General features: G+C 35.4%; 22 protein-coding genes, 1 pseudogene and 1 riboswitch. Of the genes and pseudogenes, 7 read left to right on the forward strand and 16 right to left on the reverse strand.

What is annotated here, in order from left to right:
- Positions 1–93: 93 nt before the first annotated feature.
- The 3 genes from DKK79_RS08730 to DKK79_RS08740 are packed head-to-tail and all read left to right on the forward strand — an operon-like array spanning position 94 to position 2331.
- A complete protein-coding gene (locus DKK79_RS08730; RefSeq protein WP_086358513.1) occupies positions 94–750 on the forward strand; it encodes a nucleoside recognition domain-containing protein in 657 nt (218 codons plus the stop codon).
- Positions 743–1216 carry a YjiG family protein gene (locus tag DKK79_RS08735; RefSeq protein WP_086358514.1) on the forward strand — a complete coding sequence of 158 codons (474 nt, stop codon included), beginning with the start codon at positions 743–745 and terminating at the stop codon, positions 1214–1216. The genes DKK79_RS08730 and DKK79_RS08735 overlap by 8 nt, the downstream gene beginning before the upstream one ends.
- Before the next feature lie 14 nt (positions 1217–1230).
- Positions 1231–2331, forward strand: coding sequence for a M20 peptidase aminoacylase family protein (locus DKK79_RS08740; protein WP_110423739.1), 1101 nt, complete (start codon positions 1231–1233; stop codon positions 2329–2331).
- Positions 2332–2376: 45 nt separating this feature from the next.
- Here DKK79_RS08740 and DKK79_RS08745 read toward each other — a convergent pair whose 3' ends face one another.
- The 8 genes and pseudogenes from DKK79_RS08745 to eco all read right to left on the reverse strand — a co-directional run bounded on the left by DKK79_RS08745 (position 2377) and on the right by eco (position 12186).
- The gene (locus DKK79_RS08745; RefSeq protein WP_110423740.1) at positions 2377–4623 is read right to left on the reverse strand and encodes a TonB-dependent siderophore receptor; all 2247 of its coding nucleotides are present in this window, start codon (positions 4621–4623) and stop codon (positions 2377–2379) included.
- A 115-nt stretch (positions 4624–4738) separates the two neighbouring features.
- Positions 4739–5668 carry an alpha/beta hydrolase gene (locus DKK79_RS08750; protein WP_110423741.1) on the reverse strand — a complete coding sequence of 310 codons (930 nt, stop codon included), beginning with the start codon at positions 5666–5668 and terminating at the stop codon, positions 4739–4741.
- A 130-nt stretch (positions 5669–5798) separates the two neighbouring features.
- Positions 5799–6437 carry a 3,4-dihydroxy-2-butanone-4-phosphate synthase gene (gene ribB / locus DKK79_RS08755; RefSeq protein WP_110423742.1) on the reverse strand — a complete coding sequence of 213 codons (639 nt, stop codon included), beginning with the start codon at positions 6435–6437 and terminating at the stop codon, positions 5799–5801.
- A 150-nt stretch (positions 6438–6587) separates the two neighbouring features.
- A riboswitch (FMN riboswitch) is annotated at positions 6588–6726 on the reverse strand.
- 106 nt (positions 6727–6832) lie between these two features.
- Positions 6833–7591: an ABC transporter permease subunit gene (locus DKK79_RS08760; protein ID WP_110424063.1), complete on the reverse strand. Its 759-nt coding sequence runs from the start codon at positions 7589–7591 to the stop codon at positions 6833–6835.
- Between the two features lie 243 nt (positions 7592–7834).
- Positions 7835–8707, reverse strand: a pseudogene (potH, locus tag DKK79_RS08765) (putrescine ABC transporter permease PotH); the annotation flags it as partial.
- A gap of 324 nt (positions 8708–9031) precedes the next feature.
- Positions 9032–10168: a putrescine ABC transporter ATP-binding subunit PotG gene (gene potG / locus DKK79_RS08770; RefSeq protein WP_220019126.1), complete on the reverse strand. Its 1137-nt coding sequence runs from the start codon at positions 10166–10168 to the stop codon at positions 9032–9034.
- Positions 10169–10269: 101 nt separating this feature from the next.
- Entirely contained in the window at positions 10270–11379 is a 1110-nt protein-coding gene (locus tag DKK79_RS08775) for an extracellular solute-binding protein (RefSeq protein WP_086358517.1), read from the reverse strand.
- A 312-nt stretch (positions 11380–11691) separates the two neighbouring features.
- Entirely contained in the window at positions 11692–12186 is a 495-nt protein-coding gene (gene eco, locus DKK79_RS08780) for a serine protease inhibitor ecotin (protein ID WP_110423743.1), read from the reverse strand.
- A gap of 103 nt (positions 12187–12289) precedes the next feature.
- Between eco and ydiK the strand changes: the two genes are divergently transcribed.
- Together ydiK and pssA are read left to right on the forward strand one after the other, a co-directional pair.
- Complete coding sequence (ydiK, locus tag DKK79_RS08785; RefSeq protein ID WP_110423744.1) at positions 12290–13342, forward strand: AI-2E family transporter YdiK; 1053 nt, start codon at positions 12290–12292, stop codon at positions 13340–13342.
- Between the two features lie 152 nt (positions 13343–13494).
- Positions 13495–14850, forward strand: a complete 1356-nt coding sequence (gene pssA, locus DKK79_RS08790; RefSeq protein ID WP_110423745.1) for a CDP-diacylglycerol--serine O-phosphatidyltransferase — start codon at positions 13495–13497, stop codon at positions 14848–14850.
- 58 nt (positions 14851–14908) lie between these two features.
- Here pssA and DKK79_RS08795 read toward each other — a convergent pair whose 3' ends face one another.
- From DKK79_RS08795 to DKK79_RS08830, 8 genes are all read right to left on the reverse strand, one after another.
- Positions 14909–15880, reverse strand: coding sequence for a sugar-binding transcriptional regulator (locus tag DKK79_RS08795; RefSeq protein ID WP_110423746.1), 972 nt, complete (start codon positions 15878–15880; stop codon positions 14909–14911).
- A 20-nt stretch (positions 15881–15900) separates the two neighbouring features.
- Complete coding sequence (locus DKK79_RS08800; RefSeq protein ID WP_110423747.1) at positions 15901–16680, reverse strand: triose-phosphate isomerase; 780 nt, start codon at positions 16678–16680, stop codon at positions 15901–15903.
- A gap of 70 nt (positions 16681–16750) precedes the next feature.
- Complete coding sequence (dhaL, locus tag DKK79_RS08805) at positions 16751–17401, reverse strand: dihydroxyacetone kinase subunit DhaL (RefSeq protein WP_110423748.1); 651 nt, start codon at positions 17399–17401, stop codon at positions 16751–16753.
- A gap of 17 nt (positions 17402–17418) precedes the next feature.
- Positions 17419–18417 carry a dihydroxyacetone kinase subunit DhaK gene (locus tag DKK79_RS08810; protein WP_110423749.1) on the reverse strand — a complete coding sequence of 333 codons (999 nt, stop codon included), beginning with the start codon at positions 18415–18417 and terminating at the stop codon, positions 17419–17421.
- Positions 18418–18457: 40 nt separating this feature from the next.
- Entirely contained in the window at positions 18458–18805 is a 348-nt protein-coding gene (locus DKK79_RS08815) for a Lin0368 family putative glycerol transporter subunit (protein ID WP_110423750.1), read from the reverse strand.
- Positions 18806–18824: 19 nt separating this feature from the next.
- Positions 18825–19304: a Lin0368 family putative glycerol transporter subunit gene (locus DKK79_RS08820; RefSeq protein WP_110423751.1), complete on the reverse strand. Its 480-nt coding sequence runs from the start codon at positions 19302–19304 to the stop codon at positions 18825–18827.
- Between the two features lie 13 nt (positions 19305–19317).
- The gene (gene dhaM, locus DKK79_RS08825; RefSeq protein ID WP_110423752.1) at positions 19318–19701 is read right to left on the reverse strand and encodes a dihydroxyacetone kinase phosphoryl donor subunit DhaM; all 384 of its coding nucleotides are present in this window, start codon (positions 19699–19701) and stop codon (positions 19318–19320) included.
- Positions 19702–21471: 1770 nt separating this feature from the next.
- On the reverse strand, positions 21472–23442 hold the full coding sequence (locus DKK79_RS08830) for a TonB-dependent receptor domain-containing protein (RefSeq protein WP_110423753.1): 1971 nt from the start codon (positions 23440–23442) through the stop codon (positions 21472–21474).
- Between the two features lie 169 nt (positions 23443–23611).
- Here DKK79_RS08830 and DKK79_RS08835 point away from each other — a divergent pair, with 169 nt between their 5' ends.
- Positions 23612–24532, forward strand: a complete 921-nt coding sequence (locus tag DKK79_RS08835; RefSeq protein ID WP_110423754.1) for a siderophore ABC transporter substrate-binding protein — start codon at positions 23612–23614, stop codon at positions 24530–24532.
- Positions 24533–24754: 222 nt separating this feature from the next.
- Complete coding sequence (gene rimO, locus DKK79_RS08840) at positions 24755–26071, forward strand: 30S ribosomal protein S12 methylthiotransferase RimO (protein ID WP_220019141.1); 1317 nt, start codon at positions 24755–24757, stop codon at positions 26069–26071.
- Positions 26072–26075 lie beyond the last annotated feature (4 nt).

Raw genomic sequence — 26075 nt, forward strand, 5'->3', positions numbered from 1 at the left:
CTTTTCGAAAGCAAAATAATTCAAGTACTTTAAACACAACTTATTTAATACTTTTATTAAAGGATAAGTCAGATAAATCAAAAGGAATAGACAATGTCAAAAAAATCGGACGATGAATTTAAAGTCGGCATAAAAGCTTATGTATCACTTATTGTGGCCATACTTTTTTTTTCCGGACTATTTTATAATGTAGATGGAAAGGCTTGGTTGGGGGCATTTGATTTTACCAGTTTAAGTGGTAAGTTTGGCACAATGCTCCATCCAGAGAAAAATACCTTCGTTGGTGAGGGTGGAATTAGCGCCAGAGCCGGCTTTATTTTCGCTCTGTCATTAATCCCAACCGTTATGCTAGCATTAGGCGTTTTAGAAATTTTTACCCATTATGGTACGATCCGTGCTGCTCATAAATTATTAACTCCACTACTTAAACCTATCCTAGGCGTTCCGGGTAAAACGGGTTTAGCGTTAATTACGGATTTACAGAGTACTGATGCTGGCGCGGTATTAACCAAAGAATTATATGATGAGAAGCAGATCACGAAAAAAGATCTGGTCATCATTAGCGCATGGCAATATTCTGGAGCCGGGTTAATAAATAACTATTTTTCGATTGGTTCAGCACTATTCGCCTCGATGTCTGTCGCAATATTTACGCCACTCGTCATTATGATTGTATTGAAATTTGTCGGTGCAATTTTAGTCCGCCTTGTTTTAAATTCAGTTTATAAAAAGGATTTTATCAATGAGTAATTCAAGCAATCAAAAACAGACTAACAATCCATTAGACATTTTTGTCATTGGTGCACGTAAAGGCTTTAATATTGCGATTAACAATTTAATGCCTAATATCATTATGGCATTTGTTATTACCGAAATATTAAAAAGACTTGGCTTAATGCAATTAATTGGTGAAGTATTTGCACCGGTCATGGGACTATTTGGTTTACCGGGTGAAGCAATTACCGTTTTATTGACAGCTTGGTTATCAGCCTCGGCAGGAACGGGGGTTGCAGTAAATTTAATTAGTACAGGCACTCTTAGTGGTATGGATATCACAATTTTAGCACCAGCTATTTTCTTAATGGGTTCACAATTACAATATATGGGCCGCTTATTAGGGGTTGCTGATGTGCCGAAAAAATATTGGCCACTATTAATGGTTAATAGTATTGTTAATGCGTTAATAGCTATGATCATTATGCGATTTATTGTGTGATAAAGGAGATATCTATGTCGAACGTACTCGAACACTACCACTATTTGCATCAAATTCCTGAACTTGGGTTTGAAGAAGTTAAAACATCCAACTATATAGCCACTAAACTGGAAGAAGCCGGTTATAAAGTCACGCGTAATATTAGTAATACCACCGGAATTGTGGCTGAATATGATAGTGGTAAATCAGGCCCCGTACTGGCATTACGCGCTGATATGGACGCTTTAGGACATATTATTGATGGTCAACATTGTGCCAGACACACCTGTGGTCACGATGGCCATTCATCAATGTTATTGACCGCCGCCCAAGAGCTTATTAAAGAAGGGAATATCAAAAAAGGCAAACTAAAGTTGATCTTCCAACCTGCTGAAGAGTTAGGTTCTGGTGCATTAGCTATGATTGAGGGGGGGGCAATTGACGATGTTGATATGATCATCGGTTTACATGTTCGTCCTAAAGAAGAATGCCCTAAAGGCTTTGCATCTGCTGCTATGTTCTATTCGGCTTCAACCACAGTTGAAGTCAATATTCATGGTGTTCCCGCACATGGGGCAAGACCACATTTAGGCGTCAACGCTTTAGATGCGGCAACTATGGCAATTCAAGCCGTGAATACCATTCATCTAGCACCAAGTTTAACCTATAGCGTCAAAGCAACTCGTTGTATTTGTGATGCCGGTGTAACCAATGCTATTCCGTCCGAGGCTTATGTTTGTTGGGATTTACGCGCACCAACCAACCCTGCTATGGATGAATTAAAAGCCAAAACGCTTAAAGCGATTGAATTAAGTGTAGCATCTATCGGTGCTAAAGCTGATATCAAAGTATCGAAGGAAATCCCTGCTGCAGAAATTGATGATGAAGTTACGCAAATTATTGCTGAATCTATTATCGATGTACTTGGCAAAGAGGGATTGAAAGAACCAATTTTCACACCAGGTGGCGAAGACTTCTTTAATTATCCGCGTGAAAGAGATGTAAAATCTGGTTTTTGGGGCTTAGGTGTTGATTTGACACCCGGTCTTCATCATCCTGATATGACTTTTGATACATCTGCATTAGAAAATGGAGTAAAAATTACTAAAACTTGTGCTTTGAAAGTTTTAGGTTAAGTAATAAATCCGCCGATTATTTCGGCGGTCACTGAGCGTAATTGTTTAAAATGAGACATTAGTATTAATAAATAGCGTTCTCCCTGGTTCATTATAAGTAGCTGCACCAGCGCCTCGAACACTGATTACACCGTTTTGAGGATTTTTCAAAGAAGAAGAGTTACCCTTTCTAAACAGACGTTTATCAAACAAATTATCAACACCAACTGTGAACGTAAAATTGTTGTTAAATTGGTATTTTCCACTTAAATTTAAAAGCGCATAAGGACTGAGTTGATTAGTTGAACTATCAGTAAGTTTTTCGCCCAAATAGTTATATTTTCTTGGTCGTTGTTTGCCATACCAAGTAACAGCAGTTAATAATGAAAATTTGTCCGTTGCTTGCCAATCTATTGAGGAATTTAATGTGTATTTCGGGATGATTGACAAATAATCACCGCTTTTTTTATTTTTTGACTGCAACATCCAAGTTAAGTTATTACGAAAATTAACGGTTGATGTAACAGGAATAGTTATACTACCTTCGAATCCTTCAATTACCGATTTAGGTACATTTTGCCACTGAAAAATATTCGAATTTTTAAACTTATTTTGGCCACCTTCTGCTTGACCAATAGGGCTAGTACCAGAATCGATTTTATTATGATAATCATTACGGAAATAAGTTAAGCCTGCAATTAAGCCTGCATTATTATGAAACTCTAAACCGATTTCTTTATTTACACTTGTTTCCGCTTTTAATTTTTTGTTACCTATTAAGTAACAACTACCACCCGCGCCATAACAGCCCTGTCCACGACTATAAAGCAGATAATTAGGGTTAGTTTGATATAAATTAGGTGCTTTATAGGCTCTAGCAATACCCAGTTTTAAACTAAAATAGTCACCTATTTCCTGAAATAAATTTAACCCTGGACTCCAGTTACTACCTGACTCGCTTTGATGATTATAGCGTATCGTTGGCGTCAACATGGTAGTTTGGGTGAGTTCGATGTTATCCTCAACAAACACGCCCCGAAGATTAGCTGAAGCGTTTTCACTGCGATCTTTATTTTTAATCCATGGTATACTGCCACCTTCTGTAATAGTTTGTGTATTGGAAGTGGGATCTTTCATCTTTTGATGATTATATTCACCACCAATAGTCATGGTTTGTGGAACCACAATGGTTAACGGAAAACTAGTTTCATTATGTAAGGTAAAATTATTGTATGTAATCGTTGAAAAATTATCATCTTTAAAGCGGCCTTCAGTACCACCAGCTAAACCTTCATTTAAACGACTATTATGTGTTTTTTCCATTTGCATATAAGACAGTGTATTAACGCCATTGTCCCAATAGCCACGATGAGTAACTGAGTAATTTTGACGGTTCATTCTATTAGTTTCGTCATTATAAAATCGGCTTACTAATTTATCAGGATTATTATTTTGGGTATCTCCGGCGTAAATATTACCTTGTCGACTAACACTTGTTTCAAATTCTAGTAACTGTTTATCAGTGATATCCCAACGAAGTATGCCATTGATATCTTTATTACGCACCCCTTCACGCCCGGCACTAACCGAAGATGGATTAATTTGATGTTTTTTGTTGATATCCCAATCGTCAGCCTCAGTTTTGTTGAGATTACCATATAAACGCATACTTAAATTATCCGTTAAGCCACCAGTTAATAAAAAATTGGTCCTTTTGGTTGCCCCTTCTTCTCTATGTGAAGGTAGATTTAAATAGCTATTCCACGAAATATGCCACTCTTTAGTCGGCTGTTTTGTGATAATATTCACGACACCACCAGCAGCACCATCACCATAACGAGCGGCGGCTGGACCACGCAAAACATCAATCCTTTCGATAATTTCAGCAGGTACCCAATTGGTATCACCGCGAGTATCTCTTTCACCCCGCCAGCCATAGCGAACTGACATACGGCTTTTTACTGGTCGTCCATCAACTAAAATTAAGGTGTTTTCTGGTCCCATTCCGCGAATATCGATTTGTCGATTATTACCGCGTTGGCCACTAGTAGAGTTACCGGTCAAACTAACACCAGGCATGGTGCGAATGATTTCTGAAATATCATTTCTAGGTGGCATTTTACTTAATTCTTTTTGGGTAATCACTGAAACACCTAACGCTTGTTTGCTCTGCTCAGAGGCGGTGACGACCATAACCTCATCGGAATCGTTATCATTATGAGCTGATGAATCACCATTATCTGCATAGGCATTGTGACAAATAAAACTGATGAGTGTTGCTAATAAGTAAGTCGATTTATATTTGGTATTCATATATTATCCCTGATATTTTATTAATAATGATTATCATTATTAATTAAGCCGAAGTAATATAAATGAAATTCATTTATATTCAAGCTAATTAGGGATATTTGGATTAAATAAATTTTTATTTAACTTTGAAATTTAATTGAATGCTATCTTGTAGCGCAATAATAGCCGCTGTTTTGTGCGATTGTTCAGGATAGACTTTATAACTTATGGCGAGCTGATTAAGTTTAGCTTGTTTTAATCGAGTAAATAGCTGTTTTGCATAATCGACCATTTTTCGATTCTGGCGGTGTTTTAATAGCAGTTTTCGCTGCTGTTCGGGTAATGCCTGCTCAACAGGCAGTAAAGATTGTTCGGCACCGCCCACAGAGATCAACAAATTAACGGGTTGATTTAAAGAATGTTGATGACTTAGTAGATATTTTGATAACACACTAAACATATAACCATCACTAAACCACAGAGATGGGCTGGATATCACATAAGTATTAAAAACCACTGGTTTAGTTAAAAAAATGTATAAATTAAATAATCCACCATAGGAATGGCCAAAAATGGCTTGCTGGTTAGGATTAATAACATAGCGCTTTTCTATTTCCGGTTTAAGCTCTTGGGTTAAAAAATCGTAAAAAGCATCCGCTCCGCCATACCTATTTGCCAAATTTATTTGCTTGTTGGGCAAAACTTCAAAAACATAATTCTCTGGTTTAGGTAAAAAATCAACATCACGCCGCGTTTGATTAAAATAATCTATGGCAACAATGATGCCTTCTTGAATAATGCAACGTTCACACGTTTGATTAGTAATTATTTGCTTAGTTGCTAAAAAGTAACTGTCACCATCAAGTAGATAAATAATTGGCCAACCACCGTCGGGAGTCGGTTTATTAGGGGTATAAATCGTTATTTTATAATCGCCATTTGTTTTTGAATGAAATAGTTCAATTTGAGTATTCGGGACAATCACATTTTTTGACAGATTAGATTTTGACTGACAACCAGTTAGAATAAAAATCATTAGAACATACAAAAAACTTAATCGTGACATAAATTGCACCAGAATATCAATTATCAATTAACTATAAGATAGGCTAAATATGCTAAGTTTACCAATGTTAAACTAAATAAAACTGAAATTACTGTCGAATAATCAATTCGACAGTTAATCGTGGTTATAGTTAATTTGATTGGCGATAAGCCACTATATCTTCAATTGTGACTACCGGTAGCTGATGCTGTTTTGCAAACGCAACAACTTGTGGCGCTCTAGCCATTGAACCATCATCATTCGTTAATTCACAAATCACTGCTGCTGGTTTATAGCCCGCTAATGCCACTAAATCCACAGAGGCTTCGGTGTGTCCCCGACGGTTTAATACCCCACCCTCTTTGGCAACTAATGGAAAGACATGTCCAGGATGATTCAAATCACTTGGTTTAGCGTCGTCGGCGACCGCAGCTTTTACTGTAGTGACCCTATCCGCCGCTGACACACCAGTGGTAACACCTTTTGCCGCTTCAATAGTAATGGTAAAAGCGGTATGATTTTTACTCGTGTTATTGGCAACCATCATTGGTAGTTCCAATTTATCACAATAGGATTGCGGCATACATAGACAGACGATACCACTACCATATCGAATAGTTAGTGCCATTTGCTCGGTTGTGATTGTTTCGGCTGCCCAAATAATATCCCCTTCGTTTTCACGATCTTCATCATCTAAAACTAATACGCCAGATCCAGCTTTGATTGACGCGATTGCTCTTTTTACGCGCTCAATTGGGGTTCCGAATTCATTTAAATTAAACTGATTCATGGTAGATACCTATCCTGTTTTATTAAACTAAATATATTTATTCTTAATTAACTAAACTAAATTTATTAAGTATTAAATATATTAAATACCAGAATCAGGGCAAGTGCTTGACCATAGTGATTTTGCTATAGCGCAAATATAGAAAAGATAAGCTACTCTCTTTCATCCAGACTTTAACTGTCGGCTTTGGAATCTCACCAAATCTGCTGTCCTTAATAAAATAGAATTTTACTAAGCGCTCGTGGGCTATACCACCGGTGGGGAATTGCGCCCCGCCCTGAGAATTTTGTCAGTAACCTGACTGCGCACACTATAATATAAAATGGCTAAAAAAACACGTATATTTTATAAGGATAAAAAAATTGCCGCAAAAGCGGCAATAATTAATAGATAGATTATCGCATGCGAATCTCTTTTAAATGCCGTTTTTCGGCGTTACGCATCCAAAGCCATGAAATAAAGCCGATAATACCAACAATTAGTAAAATAATGGTCGCTAAGGCATTAACTTGTGGATCGACACCTAAACGAACTTTAGAAAATACCAGTTTTGGTAATGTCATTGCACCCGGTCCGGTAACAAAATTAGCAATAACCACATCATCAAGTGATAAAGTAAATGCCAATAACCAACCAGAAACCAGTGCTGGTGCAATCATTGGTAAAGTAATTATGAAAAATACCTTTAATGGATTAGCACCGAGATCTAAAGCCGCTTCTTCGATTGACTTGTCTAACTCTCGCAATCTAGCACTAATAACAACAGTCACATAGGCGGTACAGAATGTTGCATGCGCCATCCAAATAGTCAATGCACCGCGTTCTTTTGGCCAACCAAGCGCTTGTCCCATTCCGACAAATAGCAATAACAAGGCTAAACCAGTAATGACATCAGGCATAACTAACGGTGCCGTAGTCATAAACGAGAACAGGTTAGAGCCACGGAATCGTCTAAACCGAATGATAGTAAAAGCAGCTAAAGTACCCAGTACAATCGCTAATGAGGCTGCTCCTGCCGCGATAGTCAAACTCAATCCTACCGCTTTGAGTAAAGTGTCGTTATGTATTAACTCAACATACCATTTGGTTGAAAACTCTGCCCATACCGTTACCAACCTTGAACTATTGAACGAATAAACAATCAGAATAATCATAGGGATATATAAAAAGGAAAATACTACTAAGAGAATCAATCCTTTTAAACATCTCACTAATAACGCGATTGTTACAATAGTTGTTAAGATAAGGCTAAATAGCAAGCATCCGACATACAAGCTAGCACTACCTAATAGTGCAAATCCTGATGCAGAGATCAAAACCGATAGCACTATTGAACCGAATAATGCAGCAATAAAAACAATCAATGCTGAGCGCATGACTAATGGTAAATTATTCATTTATTTACCTCCCATTTGTCGGTTCTGGAACTTATTAAAGTAGTAGATAGGTACAATTAATATCAATAACATCACTGTTGCCACTGCTGACGCGGCTGGCCAATCGTGATTGTTGAAGAATTCAGTCCATAACTGTGTACCAATCATTAGACCATCGGATGGACCTAATAATTCTGGGATAACATATTCACCTACCGCAGGAATGAATACCAACATTCCTCCGGCAATAACGCCATTTTTGGTTAACGGTACAATAATCTTGAAGAAGGTTTTAATTGGTTTACAACCAAGATCTAACGCTGCTTCAATCAGTGTTGTGTCTACTTTACTCAATGAGGTATAAATTGGTAATACCACAAATGGTAAATAAGAATAGACAATACCGATATAAACCGCCAGATAGGTTTTCATTATGATTAATGGCTGATCTATAACCCCTAACCACATTAAGAAATTATTTAATAGACCATTAGGATTTAAAATACCAATCCAGGCATAAACTCGAATTAGAAACGAAGTCCATGAGGGCAAAATGATTAATAGCAATAAAATATTTCTGGTTGACGGTTTACATTGTGAAATAGCCCAAGCCAAAGGGTAACCGATTAAAATACATAGCAATGTGGAAATTGCTGCAACTTTTAATGATTGTAAATAAGAATCTAGATAAATAGTATCTTCGAGTAAATTAAAATAATTACCAAAGTTTAAAACAATATTAACTAGGCCATCTTCATAACTTAGCAGTTCAGTATAAGGTGGTACGGCTATCGCCACTTCGGAAAAACTGATTCGAAATACAATCAAAAACGGTAATAAAAATAGCAACAACATCCAACAATATGGAATAGCTATTACTAATAGACGTCCGTAGAGTGTCATCAAATCAGAATCATCACGTTGTAGTCGCAACTTACGATAAGCATAATAGATCGCCACTAAACCTAATCCAGATGGTATATATAAAATACTGCCGGCTATAATCAACCGATAAGAAAATTTAGATGGTTTATAATGTGCCAAGTATGCGCCAAGACATGATACTAATAAACTCAATACCATTGACGTAAATAACGCATCTAAAAACAGATTGTCAAATGCATTGATGGTTACAAAACGTAAATAAACACCAAGTAACACTAAGGCATTTAACAACAAACCCCATAAAATGGATCGCATCAATTTATCCTCTTGTGTTTATTCGGTCAGCACAACACAGCTATCAATTTCCCAACTTAAGTTGACTATATCACCCCAAGTTGGCATTCCTTTACGATAACGGTGTTCATTTTGTAGTTGAGCAATAATAATCTGTCCACTTTGTAATTTAACATGGTAAATCGACAGATCACCTAAATAAGCAATTTCAACCACTTCACCCGTTGCAACGTTGTAACCATCGGCTGGAATTTCATCACAAAGTTTAATTTTTTCCGGTCTTAATGCGACTTGAATAGGTACACCTTCGACCGCTGGTGAATCGTAATCGACTTTTAATGGGTGTTTGATCATCGGACAACTGATAATTAATCCATCTTCTAAGGTCTCTTGTAAAATACCGTCAAAAACATTTACAGAACCAATAAACTCTGCACTATAACGGCTATTTGGATGTTCATAGATCTCTTCAGGCTCACCTATCTGCACAAACTGGCCTTTATTCATAATCGCAATACGGCCTGCCATAGTCATCGCCTCTTCTTGATCATGGGTAACCATTACGCAGGTTGCACCTACTTGTTCTAGGATGCTAACCACTTCAAGTTGCATACGATCACGAAGTTGTTTGTCCAATGCGCCCATTGGTTCATCTAACAGTAGTAATTTCGGTCTTTTCGCTAAGCTTCTGGCTAAAGCGACACGTTGTCTTTGACCACCTGAAAGTTGATGAGGTTTACGTTTGCCAAACTGTTCCATATGAACAAGTGCCAACATCTCTTCAACCCTATGTTTTATTTCATTTTTATTTAATTTATCTTGTTTTAAACCAAAGGCAATATTTTGCTCAACCGTCATGTGAGGAAAAAGAGCATACGATTGAAACATCATATTAATCGGACGATTATAAGGTGGTACTTGTGATAAATCTTTTCCATCTAAAATAATTTGTCCGGAAGTCGGTTGTTCAAAACCGGCAAGCATTCGCAATAATGTTGATTTACCACTACCAGAAGCACCTAATAAGGCAAAAATCTCTCCGGTATAAATGGTTAAATTGACATCATCAACGGCATAATAATCATCATTAAAAACTTTGGTTAAATTTTTGATCTCCAATAATGGAGTTATCATCTTTTTTTTAGGCTGTACCTGATTTGTTGTTTTATCGTTCACGCTTTTTTCCTCATAACAACAAGCCAAAAAAAACAAGACGGAAAGATTTTAAATCTCCCCGTCTAGAATATATAAGTCAATTAGTTGACATTTTCAAACGGTTATTTACCCGTTTTCAGTTTTGTCCATGTGCGAGTAATCACACGTTCAAGTTTAGGTTCTTTTACCGTTAAAGTGAATAAATTTGCCATTACTTCTGGTTTTGGATAAACCGCAGGATCATTTCTCACTTCAGGTTTCACAAACTTGTCATTAGCAACTTTATTTGGACTAGCAAAGTTAACATCATTAGTTACCTGAGCTGCGATTTCTGGTTTCAAAATAAAGTTTAAAAACTCGTGTGCTTCATCAGGATTAGCTGCATCTTTTGGAATAGCAAGGGTATCAAAGAAAACCAATGCACCTTCTTTCGGGATGTTGTAATTAATATGAACACCATTATTAGCTTCGTTAGCTCTGTCGCGAGCTTGTAAAATATCGCCTGCCCAACCTAAAATCACACAAATATCACCATTTGCTAAGTCAGTAATATATTGAGATGAATGGAAATAACGAATATTTGGTCTGACGTTTGCCAACACACCATAAGCGGCTTCGGTATAATCTTTAGCATCAGTACTATTTGGATCTTTACCTAAATATTTAAGCGCACTAGCAAAGATTTCAGTTGGAGCATCTAAGAATGCCACACCACAATCTTTAAGTTTTTCCATATTTTCAGGTTTAAAAACTAAATCCCAACTATCAACAGGGGCATTTTCACCAAGACGTTCTTTAACTTTATCTATGTTATAACCAATACCTGTAGTCATCCATACATAAGGGATTGCATACTTATTATCGGGATCATGGTTAGCCATTAATTTCATTAAATTAGGATCGAGGTTGTTCCAATTAGGCAATTTACTTTTATCTAATGGTAGATAGATATCAGCTTTGATCTGTCTAGCTAAAAAACTGTCTGAAGGAGAAACTACATCGAAACCTGAATGACCGGCCATTAATTTACCTTCAAGTGCTTCATTGGAATCATACACATCATAAACCAGTTTGATACCAGTTGATTTTTCAAAATCAGAGATTGTACTATTACCAATTTGACCTGCCCAATTATAAAAATGCACGACACGGTCTTTTGCTATAGCAGATTGAGATAGTGCTAGTGATACACCAGCGATGATTGAAAGAATTGTTTTACGTTGAGTAAACATGCTCACCACTTCTCCTCTAGTTAGGGATATTACATGTTAGACACAAGCCCATTGTAAAATACAACGGACCCCCAAATTTTACCATTATTATTGATTTAATAATATGGCGAAACCGAGGTAATCAGGCAATCACAAGTCATTAATATAATTAATGAACAAGTAGAGCTAACCTTGCATTACGTGGGATAAAATACCTTTTTTTTTCCAGATGTCTACTTAAAAAATCAAATATTCGAAGATTAAGGATTGAGTGACTAGATTTTAATCAATCAACCCTTTATTAGCGAGCTATTAACAATTAATTTACTTTTTTTATTCGGCGCTAGCTTGCAAAATTTTTGCTTCTGGTTGCCATACACGATATTTAACCGTTAAATCGTTTGGAACATAGAATACTAATGGTAATCGGCTGTTATAATTTAATAAACCTAACTTATGGTTGATAGAAACAAATTTATTCTCATTAGTACCTTCAGGGCAAGCCATCATAGTAGAGATGCTACCTTTAGCTTCTTCAACAACATAGTAAGAATATCCCCAACCTTTAAGCTCTTGTTCTTTAACAATTCCGCCTAAACTACGGGTATTACAATCCACATTCATCTCCTTACCAATTAGTATTTCTACTTTAGCGTTAGCTTCATCCTTTAAGATTGGTAGATGAATTACATAACGCGTAGAGTCTGCTTTTGCATCGGGATAGGGTGCAATTTCATTTAACTTTTGCCCAGTTTGTTGATCCTTTTGCGTACTTGTACAAGCAGATAATGCCATACCCATTAAAACTAATAACATTAATTTTTTCATTTTATACCTCCAATAAAAATTGTCTACTTTATACAATATCATATTCTTTTTAAAACATAATGCGTATAATAACACTATCTAGATTAAAGAATATGAGGTAAAAATGCCAGCAGAAAAAAAAACTGATGACTTACTGAAACTTATTTTAAACTTATTATTAATAGGTTTACTCATTGTTGTAACTTATCGGGTGATAGAAGTATTCTTGTTTGGCTTTTTTTGGGCGGTGATGGTAGTTATTGCAACTTGGCCATTAATGATAAAAATCCAACAAAAACTTTTTAATAAACGCTGGTTATCGCTTTTAGTCATGGCTTTACTACTAGCATTTGTCTGTGTTATTCCTTTCCTTCTCATAATTAGCAGTGTTGCTCAGAATGGACATTATTTAATTGAATGGGTTAGAACGCTTTCTCATAGGGAATTACCTACCTTTGACTGGTTAATGAGTATTCCGATGTTTGGCGAAGAACTTCACCAAAAATGGCTTGAACTTATCAAAACAGATGGTACGCAATTGATGTCAGATATTCAACCCTATATTGGCATAATGATTAGTTGGCTTTTAGAACAAGTGACTAATATTGGGGTTTTTATATTTCATGCAGGCGTGATGATTATATTTAGTTTATTACTGTTCCTTAGAGGTGAGAGTATTACCAAATATGTTTATCTTTTAGCTAATCGTTTATCTAAACAATATGGTACAACTACCGTTACGTTAGCGGGTCAATCAATACGTGCAGTAGCGTTAGGCGTTGTTGTCACGGCCATTACCTTGGCCTTAATTAGCGGTTTAAGTTTTTTAATTACCAGAATGCCATTTCCTGGCATATTAACATTAGTTTTATTTATCTGCTGCGTCGCTCAAATTGGGCCAGTTATCGTCATGCTTGGCTGTATTTTTTGGCAATTTTGGGATGGTCACGTAGTATCAGGTATTGTATTAATTATAGTTGCCATCATATTAACAACACTAGATAGCGTAATGCGAGCATATTTAATTAAAAAAGGTGCCGATCTTCCTTTTCTGCTTATTCTATTTGGCGTAATTGGTGGCATTCTGGCTTTTGGTATTATGGGAATATTTATCGGTCCTGTGGTATTAGCATTAAGTTACAAAATCATTCAAACTTGGGTTAATGAACAAGCTTAAATTTAAAGTTGATAACATTGATTTGAATTAAAAAACAATTTGAATAAAAAACTAATTTAACCATAGGATAAACTATGAAAAACGGGAGTGTTATTTTCTGTCATAATTTGTGATATTCTACACTTTGTGTCAGATTTAATGATATTTAGATCATGCGAATACCTTTTATAAAATATAATCATCAAAAACATCTTGATGAGTTAGCTAAAATTCAGCAAAAAGCTGAACAATACCAAATTATCTACGATCCAAATTCCTATAGAGTTGCATTGCTTGAACATATCAAAAAAGCTCAACAGCGTATCTATATTGTTGCACTTTACTTAGAAAAAGATGAAGCTGGTCGCGAAGTTCTTGAAGCAATTTATCAGGCTAAAACAGAACACCCTAATTTAGATATTAAGATTTTTGTTGATTGGCATCGAGCTCAACGTGGAAGAATTGGTGAAGATAAAGTTCAAACCAATGCTCGTTACTACTATGATTTAAAACAACAACATCCAAATATTGATATCCCTATTTACGGTGTACCGATAAATCGCCGTGAAGTACTCGGTGTACTACACTTAAAAGGGTTAATCATTGATGATACCGTAATTTATAGCGGGGCAAGTATTAACAACGTATATTTACATAAACTTGATAAATACCGTTATGACAGATATCACTTTATAACCAATAAAGCCTTATCTGACACTATGATTAATTACGTAAATGACAATTTCCTACCACTTGAGGGTGTGCAACGCTTAGATGTTAATGAACATAAAACCCGGAAACAAATCAAACCGGAAATTAAAGCATTACGCCAACATCTTACTGATGCCAATTATCAATATTTAGGCGATACTGATAATGATACCCTATCCATCTCACCAATAGTTGGTCTTGGTCGAAATAATCAACTCAATAAGATTATTCATCATTTAATCAATATTACTGAACAAAAGATCACCTTTTGTACCCCCTATTTTAATTTACCAAACATACTAGTACGCGATATTATTCGCCTTCTAAGAAAGGGTAAACAAGTGGAAATCATCATTGGTGATAAAGTTGCCAACGACTTTTATATTCCAGAAGATCAACCTTTTAATATCTCGGGTGGATTACCTTATTTGTATGAAATAAACTTAAGACGTTTTGTTGAACGTTTACAAAGTTACATAGATAAAGAACAGTTAATCATTCGTTTATGGAAAGATGGGGATCAAACCTATCACTTAAAAGGGATTTGGGTGGATGACGAATGGATGATGATTACTGGTAATAACCTTAATCCTAGAGCTTGGCGTTTAGATCTGGAAAATGCACTATTAATCCATGACCCAAAACATGAATTGCTAAAACAGATTAAGCAAGAACTTGTCACAATCCGTGAAAAAACGACCTTAGTTACGCATTTCCAGCAAATTCAAGCTAGCCAATTCTATCCAAAACATGTACATAAGTTAATTAAACGTTTAAGCCGAATTCGGGTAGATCGAATTATTAAACGCTTACTATAATCATCAAGTTAATTAAAAAGCTATTTGTCGCTTGGTGACAAATAGCTTTTAATCCAAATTAAATTTTACTTTGTTGTAAACTTATTACCGTTCTGGCATTTGAAGCACTGGTTGCAATAACATCAATCACTCCTGAACGAAGCGCGCCTAAAATTGCTGTCGCTTTAGTGTTTTCAGATGCTATAGCTATAACACAAGGGATATTACGTAACTCATCAATACTTAAACCAATTACCCGATCGTTCATGGTTGTATCAACTGGATTACCATTAATATCAAAGAAGCCATAACCAGCAATATCACCGACAACACCTTGATTCAATGTTGCATAAGTCACTTCTTGTGGAGTAAACCATCCCAATTGCACCATGTAACAGTTTTCATTCATATCACCAATACCCACTAAGGCAATGTCTGCTTTACCCGCGCGTTCTATGGTATCTTTAATCACTCGGTTCTGCATAAACGCACGTTTGAGTTCACGATTTTCAACATACGCTGGCGCATATAAAGTTTCACTACTGGCACTGAATTTTCTTGCTAAACTACGGCTAATATGATCGGCGTCAATAATCTCTCCAACTCGCTGGGTACCACCAATACCACAAATAAATTTACACTGTTTTTCAGGAAAAACCCCTACATGGCTAGCAATAGCGGCGACATTACGCCCTTGGCCAACAGCAATCGTCATGCCATTCTTTAAGGTACTGGATAGATAGTTAGAAACAAGTGCCGCAACTTGTCGTCGTTGCTCATCTTCATCTTGGTGATCTAAAGCTATCAGCGCCCTTTTAATCCCAAAATTATTAACAAATTGTTGTTCAATGCGTGAACTAAATACCGGATGATATTTGACATTAATTTCAACAATGCCTTCCGCTCGCGCTTTTTTTAGCAAGCGACCTACTTTAATACGTGAAATACCAAATCGCTGAGCAATTTCTTCTTGAGTTTGTTCATACTCATAATAAGCAACGGCAATTTCCGTAAGTAGCTCTGATTCTTGTTTATCTTCAAATATATCCATTAGGTTTGCCTTTTATTATCTTAACTTTGCTGATTAATAGCAGATAATATAGTACAAAAACCTTTAGCTTGCCATGCACTACGTCCAATAAATAATCCATCAATATTCGGTTGGCTAATAAATAATTTAGAATTTTCGAGATTTACACTACCGCCATAAAGTAAAATTACTTGATTAGCGGTATCAATATCATAAAGTTCAATCAATGCTGAACGTAATTTAGTATGGATATATTCAGCCTCATCAGGGGTAGCTGGTACCCCTTGTTCACCAATTGCCCATATTGGTTCATAAGCAATAATTGTCTTAATCACTTGATTTTTATCAATGCCCGATAAAGCAATCTTCATTTGTTTAACCACAGTTTCGACAGATACACCCCAAGATTTTTCTTGAGCACTATCACCTATACAAATTAATGGGGTTAAATTATAGTTTAAAGCCGCATGGACTTTTTTATTCACAGAGCTATCTGTCTCCGCAAAATATTCTCGCCGTTCTGAATGCCCTATTTCAACTATGGTGGCACCAGTATCGGCAACCATATTGGGTGAAATTTCACCAGTGAAAGGCCCCGATTGAGCAAAATGCATATTTTGCACACCAGTTAAACAGTTAATCTTGTGATTATTGATATAATCAGTGACATCCCGTACACAAGTAAATGGAGGAATAACAAATGGTTGAATATGACTTTTCAGATTTTCCGGATAAAAGGTGTTAAGCTGTTCACAAAAAAGTAACGCTTCAGCTAAAGTTTTATTCATCTTCCAACTTGTACCAATATAGATTTTTTTCATATTCAACCTTCTATTATCAACTAAATATTATTTAAAACTCGTTAAATTAAATAAATAGCAAAGCCATTAATTAGGATATCGTTTTGAGTTGTTGTAAAAATACATTCATAATCATCCATGCAGATTCAGAGCCGGGATCTCGATGACCAACTGCACGTTCACCTAAGCGTAACGCTCGGCCTTTTTTGGCCATTAGCGGAATAGTTTTATCTGAACCCAACTTCATTTCATTTACACAATTTTCTAGAGTATTAATGAGATCATCGCCTTCTTGATAATTTTTTAATATTTCAAGACCAGGAATTAAAGCATCAAGCATCGTTTTATCATTCAATTCCGCTTTTCCTCTTATTTGAACAGCTTCAACGCCATCTTGGTACATTTGACAAAATTCTTTAAATGTCACTTCTTGTTTTCCAATTATATGCGTTGCCATTTTCATGAAAAAACTTCCATATAGCGGCCCTGATGCTCCACCAACTTTACTTAAGAGAATCATACCTACTTTTTTCATTAATTCGGCTATATCAGTAACCGATTCAGAGAGTTGAGGTAACTGTTTTTCAACCTCACGAAAACCGATAGTCAAATTGATTCCATGATCACCATCGCCGATATCTGAGTCCAACTTACTTAAGTGGTCACGATTTTCTTCAGCCATTGCAGCCAATTTTTTTAAAGTCTCAATAAAATATGATTTATTCAGCATCAGAGCACGCATCTCAATTCTCCTTGTGTTTAATAAGCAACTTTAAAATAAGGGGCATCACAAGGATGATCCAACAGTTGTTTAAGCTCTTCATCCAGTTTTATAACTGAAATAGACATACCAACCATATCCATTGACGTAACATAATTACCAACTAATGATTTATAAATTTTGATGCCTTTTTCTGCTAATAAAAGATGAGCTTTTCGATAACAAATATATTGATCCATCAATGCCAGACCACCTAGTCCATTGATGAGTAACTCAATTTCATCACCCGATTTTAGTTTAGAATCAGCTAAGATATGATCGATTAATTGACTAACAACAACATCAGCCTTTTCTAGTTTAGTTCTTTCGATTCCTGGTTCACCATGGATGCCCATACCCACTTCCATATCACCATCTTTCATGTCAAAAATCGGTTCGCCGGTAACCGGTAGTGTTGATGAAGATAATGCCACGCCAATTGAATAAGTATTTGCATTGGCTTTTTGGGTAAGTGCCTTCACTTTATCTAAATCATAACCTTTTGCTGCGGCACTACCAGCAACTTTAAACACAAACACATTTCCTGCCACACCACGACGATCTTGTACATTTTCTGATGAATAAATATCATCAGTTGTGGTTACTGTTTCGACGCGAATACCCTCTTCGGCAGCAAGTTCGGCTGCCATATCAAAGTTCATTACATCGCCGGCATAATTCCCATAAACAAAAAGGCATCCCTTGCCCGCATCGACAGCTTTTACCGCTGCGTAACAATATTCCGGTGATGGTGAGGTATTTACATTACCCACGGCCGCTGCATCAGCAAAATCTTTACCAACATAGCCTAAAAAAGCTGGTTCATGACCTGAGCCACCACCAACGATAATTCTTACTCTTGGTTCTGAGCTCATTTTTTTACTCACAATTACTCGATTACAATCATTATCGAGCTCCACATAATCACTGTGTGCTAAACAGTAACCTTCTAACAGCTCTTCAACCACATCATAACCATCATTAATTAATCTTTTCATTGTGTTACTCCTTACTATCCTTCAAATCTTTATCTTTTACTTAAGAAACAAGAAAAAGTGACAAAACATAGCCACCTACAATACCTGCGCTAACTGCAGCAACGATATTTTTAACTGATTTACGCTTACTGCCACCGGTTAATGCTGAAGCAACCCAAACACCAACACCTGCGGCTAACCCCTGATCTACCCAAACAGTACCACTTTGAGTAATCATCGGTGTAGCTATACCATGATTGATACACCATACTGTACCGACAATAAATGCCGCGGCCATCCACCCACCGATTGGCCCCCAATTATCAACCATTCGTCCCCAAGCCATTCGAATGACAAAAGGGAAAATGAAACCACCGATTAACGTTGCAATAGCTAATTGTATTGTCATAATCATTCACTCCTTAATCCTAGATTGAACTCTTTTTTTGAAAAATTTTAATTTTTTTAGCGCGTAAGATTTTCTCTTTGGCTTCTTTTAATTTTTCAAAATCAGAACGTCTAAGTCCTGGTTCTCTTGGATTTTCATTAACAAACTCTTTTTTCTTGGCCATGTCTTTTTCAATAAATGCCGCAGTGATTCCCCCTAGAGTAGCGCCACAACCAACTAATAAAATTGTCGGTAAAGAGGTTGAAAAGGCATCGCCTCCCTGAATAAAGGTATCTCTCATAATGCCACATACAGCGATAGCTAATCCCATATCAACAAAAGCTGCATCATCTTCGTTACCAGTTAAATTAATGTAATGATTCATATACCACATTGGTCCAATAATGATTATTGCCGCAAGATAACCACCAAAAATGCCATAACTGCCTAATTGTGACCAAACAGCCATCACTATCATGCCCGCGATACAATAACCAACAAAACTTCGAAAAAATTTCATAGCTATTCTCTCTCTAAATATTTTGTAACTCAGCTAAAATACCTTCTACATCCTTATCAACCATAGCTTGAATTGAAGCAACAAAAGCGCCTTCAACTAATGGTGCATCTACTAATGTAACTTTACTTTTTAATTCTTCATCTTCAATGAGGTCAATAGCGGTTTCTGTACTTAAAATTGCACTACCTATATCCGCAAAAATCAGAATATTATTATGCTGGCTTGATTGTTTAATAATGTTATAAATAGCAACAGAATCAGTTCCTAAACGGCCATCTTCTGTCCCCCCTGCTGAAAAAATTTTCACATCTCCTGTTGAATCAACCATTTCCTCAATCATCTCCTTTAGCCCATCGGTTATCTTCTTGCTATGAGACACTAAAATAATACTGATCATAAAACCCCCGAACAAATGTTTCCATACCAATCTTTTGTTCAATTATAGCCAATAAATTTTATTCGCAAATGGTTTTATAGTAATTTTGTGACTAAGATCTAAATATTAATTATTTATCAGTGATTATTACTTAATCAAATAAAGCTCGCTGAAATGTTATTAATGTAAAACGGGCAGATATTGGAGAAATATATTAATAAGTAATATGATTTAATCAGACAACACACCGCTCATAAGATCACAATCAAAACAAAAGATTAAATAGTTGTATCATGCTGTTTTTTATTGAAATCAAATTTGGCAAATGTTAGTTTTGCAAAACACATTTTTAAACTTTTAATCAAAAAAACAGTTTAAATACAATTTGATAAACTTAAAATCAGGCAATTATTATCATCTGCATTTCCCAATCAGTTTAAACCAACCTCTAGTTAGTCATTACCTAACTACTTGACATACATCCGATAGGGTTAAAAATGCGATTTTCGTTCATTCGACACCATATAAGCTATCAATAGTTGGCAATTTATATTTCGCATGATCGAAAGGTGTTACTTACCTCATTTAAATCTTAATTAAATGTTTGAGTTATCGTATTAGTCGTCAACTCTCACTAACGTTTTTCTCTATCGTCATATTTGGTTTGTATGATTTCTAGCAATGATTTTTAATTGATTTGTTTTAGATACGAAAAAATCGTATTAGAAGGGTTAATTTTTCACTATTAAAAATTCTTTTTGACTGATTGGGCTAATCTTAAAAGAAATATAATTGAATTGTAATAAATTGGTATTTGAATTAAATGAATAATACTTAACAAATAGCTAAAAAACTAGCTTCCTGATGAGTTTTAAAAATTAGAAATTAATTTCTTCAGCAACAAAGTAATGACGACCTGCTAAGTTTTTTACCAAAATCATCGTTTGAAACATTCTTATCAAATAAATTATAAACACTATCATAAATTCCAGCATTTTAGTTTATTTGGAATGATGTCTCCACATCTCAGAAGGTATAACCAAGATATTCGGCTTTCTTACTGTTGCACTTGGAGTACTTTCTACCTCATAATAAACAATGCCCATTTGCGTAAATAGCTCTGACTGTCATTTATCTTCAAATATAACCATTAATTTTGCCTTTCGCCATTGGTGTAACTTTTTGTGTTCATAGCAAAAAATGTATTATAAATATCCTGTAGCTTTCTCTTTATTACGATCCATAAATAACTCAAAAAAGAGATGATAGTTTATTAAGCTTGATAATAGCAAAGTGAATATAAGTGGTTGTTCAACTATAATAACTATGACCAAAGATTAATGAATATTAATTCTAAAAACCGCTTTCCTCAAAATTTTTATTATCAAAAAATTAGCTGAACTGAATAAATACCGACTAAGAACTGATATTACTTTTTGCTGTTTTTTTCTTCCATGATTTTTGTTTAGTTAATTGTTTTTCTTAAGCGAAGCGCATTCTTGCTCTTCATTCGGCAAACAATCGATCTCTTTCAGCCTTTTTCTGCTGCTTCTGTTGCAGTTCTTCTTTTTCACACTGCTTAACTTTCCATATTACCCATATTTTAAACACTTGCCATAAAACAAAAAGGTAACTACAGCAAATATTGCTGCATACGGGTCGAAAACAGAGTCAGTTCTAAATCATAACTAATAAATTAAAATGTTCATATAGTTTATTAATTAAATAAAAAAGTGGCTGTATTAACAGCCACTTAATATTAATAATAGCAGTTTTATTGATGAATACTAATTAGAAATTAATTTCAGTACCAACAAAGTAACGACGACCTTCTAAGGTTTTACCAAAGTCATCATTGGTCACTTCTTTGTCAAACAAGTTATAAATACCGCCATAAACTTTAGCATTTTTATTTATTTGGAAAGATGTACCAACATCCCAGAAGGTATAACCTGGGTATTCAATTTTCTTACCGTCTCGGTTTGTAGTACTTTCTACACCATAATAAGCAACTTTAGTCCATAGATCCAATTGTTGAGTTAGGTTCCAATCAAGCTGGGTATTGAATTTTTGCTTAGGTATACGACTTAAAGGTTTACCTTTATTTTGACCAGTTTTTTGTTCTGTCTTAGTCCAAGAATAGTTAGAACTTAACAAGAAATCGGTAAATAGTGGCGTTTTAAAAGAAAGCTCAATACCTTTAAGATCAGCCTTATCTACATTTTCTCTTCCTTGAATAAAATCAAATTCCTTACTAAAATTTTTATATAGACACTTTGTATTTGGAATTTTTCTAGAATCACAAATATAGTAAGATTGAATTTTATCCTTATATTTTGTATAAAAAGCTGTAGCTGAAGCATCAATACCATAATCATTTGTATATCCAAGACCTATTTCAAAATTATCAGATTTTTCTGGTTTTAAGTCTGGATTACCAAGAATAACGCCATCATACGCATAACCACCAGTCACTTGTCCCCAATCAGACACAACTTGACGTAATTGCGGCGTTGCAAAACCAGTTGAATAACCGCCTTTCAAAGTAAAGTTGTCATCAATATTCCAAACACTATAAACTCTTGGATTCCAGTTGCTACCATAGTTTTCATCTTTGTTATAACGCAAACCGGCTGTTATACTCCAGTTATCAAAAATTTTAATCTCATCTTCAGCAAACAGTGCATAATTCCAACGATCGATTTTAGTTATATCACTACTAAGTTCATTACCTTTATCATGAAGCTCTTGGTAATTATATTTACCGCCTACCGTTAGCATATTAATGTTAAAAGGAATGGTAACCCGTGAATCCACATCGGTATTCCTAATCTTCATTTTTCTTTCTGGATTATTGTTTTCTTCATAAGCAACAAATGATGTCGTCGAAACATCGCCAAATATACCATTATGTGTCAAAGCAAATGAGTTTCGATCATTATCTCTTAGAAAAGCCCCTTGTTTCTTTGTTCTCGTTTTTGGATATGTTGCTTTACTATTTTGTAAGGAACGTCCAAAGTCAAAATCAAATGCTTGGGTATCCAAAACATTAAGTGTTAATTTACCATTTAAGCTTCGCAATTTTTGAGCTGCATGCCCATTTAAAAACTTATCTTCGTGACGATTGGTGTATTGACCATATAACTGAATACCTAAAATATTATCAATAATCGCCCCCATTGTTGAAAAATTACCAACATAGGTATTTTTTTCTTTTGATCGATAAGGTATAATTGATTCAACTCGTAATCCACTATGCCAGTCATTTGAGACTTTTTTTGTAATAATATTAATTACCCCACCCATAGCATCTGATCCATATAGGGAAGACATTGGTCCACGAACAACTTCAATACGTTCAATAGCAGTTAGCGGAGGCAACCAACCTTGTTCAAAACCGGAATTATCACTATTTGGTCTAGTTTCACGAGTGCTAACTTTTTTACCATCAATTAACAGTAAAGTATATTTAGCATCCATTCCGCGAATACTTATATCGGTCGAATCACCACCGCCAGTTATGGTGACACCTGGAATATCTTTAAGAGCATCGGTAACATCACGATAAGGTTTTTTGCTAATCTCTTCCGGTGTGATTACTGAAATCGTTGCCGGAGCTTCCTTAATTTGTTGTGAAAATCCCGATGCTGTCACTACCATAGTATCCGTATTTTTATCATCGGCTGCCATTGCTAAACCTGACAGTGATAATAAAATACTTGTATTTATGACATGTGTTGCCAACTTAAACCTAGTATTCATTTGTTTAACCCTATTATTTATATTGATATTTTCCAAAGTAATCCGTGCACAACGATATATTATATGAGAATAATTATCAATATCTTTACGAAAATTTATTTATTGCTAGACAATTAGTAATCTTTAAATAATAATTGTTATCATTTTCAATGTAGCGAAAGGAATTACCATGAATACCAAAAAAAAGGTACTATTAAGTACGCTAACTGCTGTTATTTTAGGGTTAACGGGGTGTCAATCATCAATCACGGTAAGCCCAGATAGTAAGCTATCGGTTGTTGTACCTAAATCGCCAAGTAAAGTTGTCGTGATGAATTATGGCGCCTTAGACACGTTAGATGCATTAGGTAAAGGTTCAATTGTTACAGGAACACCACTCTCCGTTCTTCCTTCTTATCTTGAACAATATAAAAGAGATGATATTACCGATACTGGTAATATGAAAGAACCGAATATTGAAGCAATCGAAAAAGCTAAACCACAACTTATCATCATTGATGGTCGTCAAGCTAATCGAACTGAAGTATTAAATAAAATAGCACCAGTAATTAATTTAAGCGTTGATGCCAAAGATTATCTTGAATCAACCAAAAACCACATCAATATTTTAGCCAATATTACAGGCACTGAAAAAAAAGCTAGTAATTTAATTCAATCACTTGAGGCAAAAATTACCAGTGGACGAGCGATAGCTGAAGCAAGCGATAAAAAAGCAATTGTAGCTATCCATAATGACGGTAAAATGATTCTAATCAACGCAAGTTCAAGCGCTGCGTTAATTCACGATGTATTAAAAATAAAACGCGCAGCGCCATTCGCATTACAACCTACCAATAGTGTTGGCAAACCTAAACCAATCTTTATTGATAACAGTTATATTAGTAAGATTAAACCAGACATTGTTTATGTTGTTGACCGAAGTAAAGCCATTGGTCAATCAGCAATGAAAGGTGACTTTTTCGACTCAAAAGTCTTAGCGAATAGCCAAACGAAAGTAGTCTACTTAACACCAGATCTTTGGTACTTATCTGGTGGCGGTGCTGAAAGTCTAGATCTACAAATTGATGAAGTAATGGATGCATTAAAATAATCTTTTTTCTCCTAAATTAACTTCCTATAATAGTAAAAGCCCTTATGGTATAAGGGCTTTTTTTAGATTTTATCCATATTCATTATAACCAATAAAAAATTTTTATTTCGACCAATTTAATTATGTTAGAATGCTCATCAGTTATCTTAATCTAAATTCACTCAATTTTAGATTGTCGAAAAATACCTCAATTAATTTAAAATTACTATAATTATTATGAATATGTCATCCCCTACTATTGGATTTGTGAGCCTTGGTTGTCCTAAAAATTTAGTTGACTCTGAGCGAATTTTAACCGAGTTACGTACTCAAGGTTATCAAGTTGTACCGAGCTACGATAATGCTGATTTAGTTATTGTTAATACTTGCGGCTTTATTGATAGTGCGGTACAAGAATCATTAGAAGCAATCGGCGAAGCGTTAAGCGAAAATGGCAAAGTTATTGTGACTGGTTGTCTTGGAGCCAAAGAAGATCAGATCCGTAATGTGCATCCTAAAGTTTTGGAAATATCAGGGCCACACAGTTACGAAGCAGTACTACAACATGTTAACAAATATGCACCTAAACCGAGTTATAATCCATTTACTAGTCTTGTGCCACAACAAGGGGTGAAATTAACACCGAAGCATTACGCTTATTTAAAAATTTCTGAAGGTTGTAACCACAGCTGTACGTTTTGTATCATACCTTCTTTACGAGGAGAAATGATTAGTCGTCCTATTGGTAATGTACTTGATGAAGCAAAACGTTTAGTGGATAGTGGTGTAAAAGAACTTTTAGTCATCGCTCAAGATACCTCTGCTTATGGTTTAGATGTAAAAAATCGCACCAACTTTTGGAATGGAATGCCCTTAAAAACGGATATTCATACCCTTTGTGAACAACTATCAACCCTTGGTATTTGGGTACGTCTACATTATATGTACCCATATCCTAGCGTCGATAATTTAATTCCATTAATGGCCGAAGGAAAAATCTTACCATATTTGGATGTGCCATTACAGCATGCCAGTCCTAGCGTTTTAAAATCCATGAAACGCCCCGGGACAATCGAAAGAACTTTAGAGAGAATTCATCATTGGCGTGATATTTGCCCAGAAATTACTTTGCGTTCAACCTTTATCGTTGGTTATCCAGGCGAAACTGAACAAGATTTTGAGTTATTACTCGACTTTTTGTCGCAAGCGCAATTAGATCGAGTTGGTTGTTTCCCTTATAGTCCTGTTGAAGGTGCGGCTGCAAATCAATTAGCTGATCAGATACCGGAAGTGATAAAGCAAGAACGCTTCCATCGTTTTATGCAATTACAACAGACCATTTCGACCCAAAAACTACAAAACAAAATTGGCAAAACTCTATCTGTTTTAATTGATGAAGTTGATGAAGAAGGAGCTATTGGACGAAGTATGGCTGATGCGCCAGAAATAGATGGTGTTGTCTATCTAAATGAAGAGAAAGATGTTAAAGTCGGCGATATTGTTCAAGTCAATATAGAACATTCAGATGAATATGATTTATGGGGTACTGTAATACAGTAAATAT

Origin of the sequence: Gilliamella apicola, from assembly GCF_003202915.1 — a bacterium.
Lineage (GTDB): Bacteria > Pseudomonadota > Gammaproteobacteria > Enterobacterales > Orbaceae > Gilliamella > Gilliamella apicola_Q.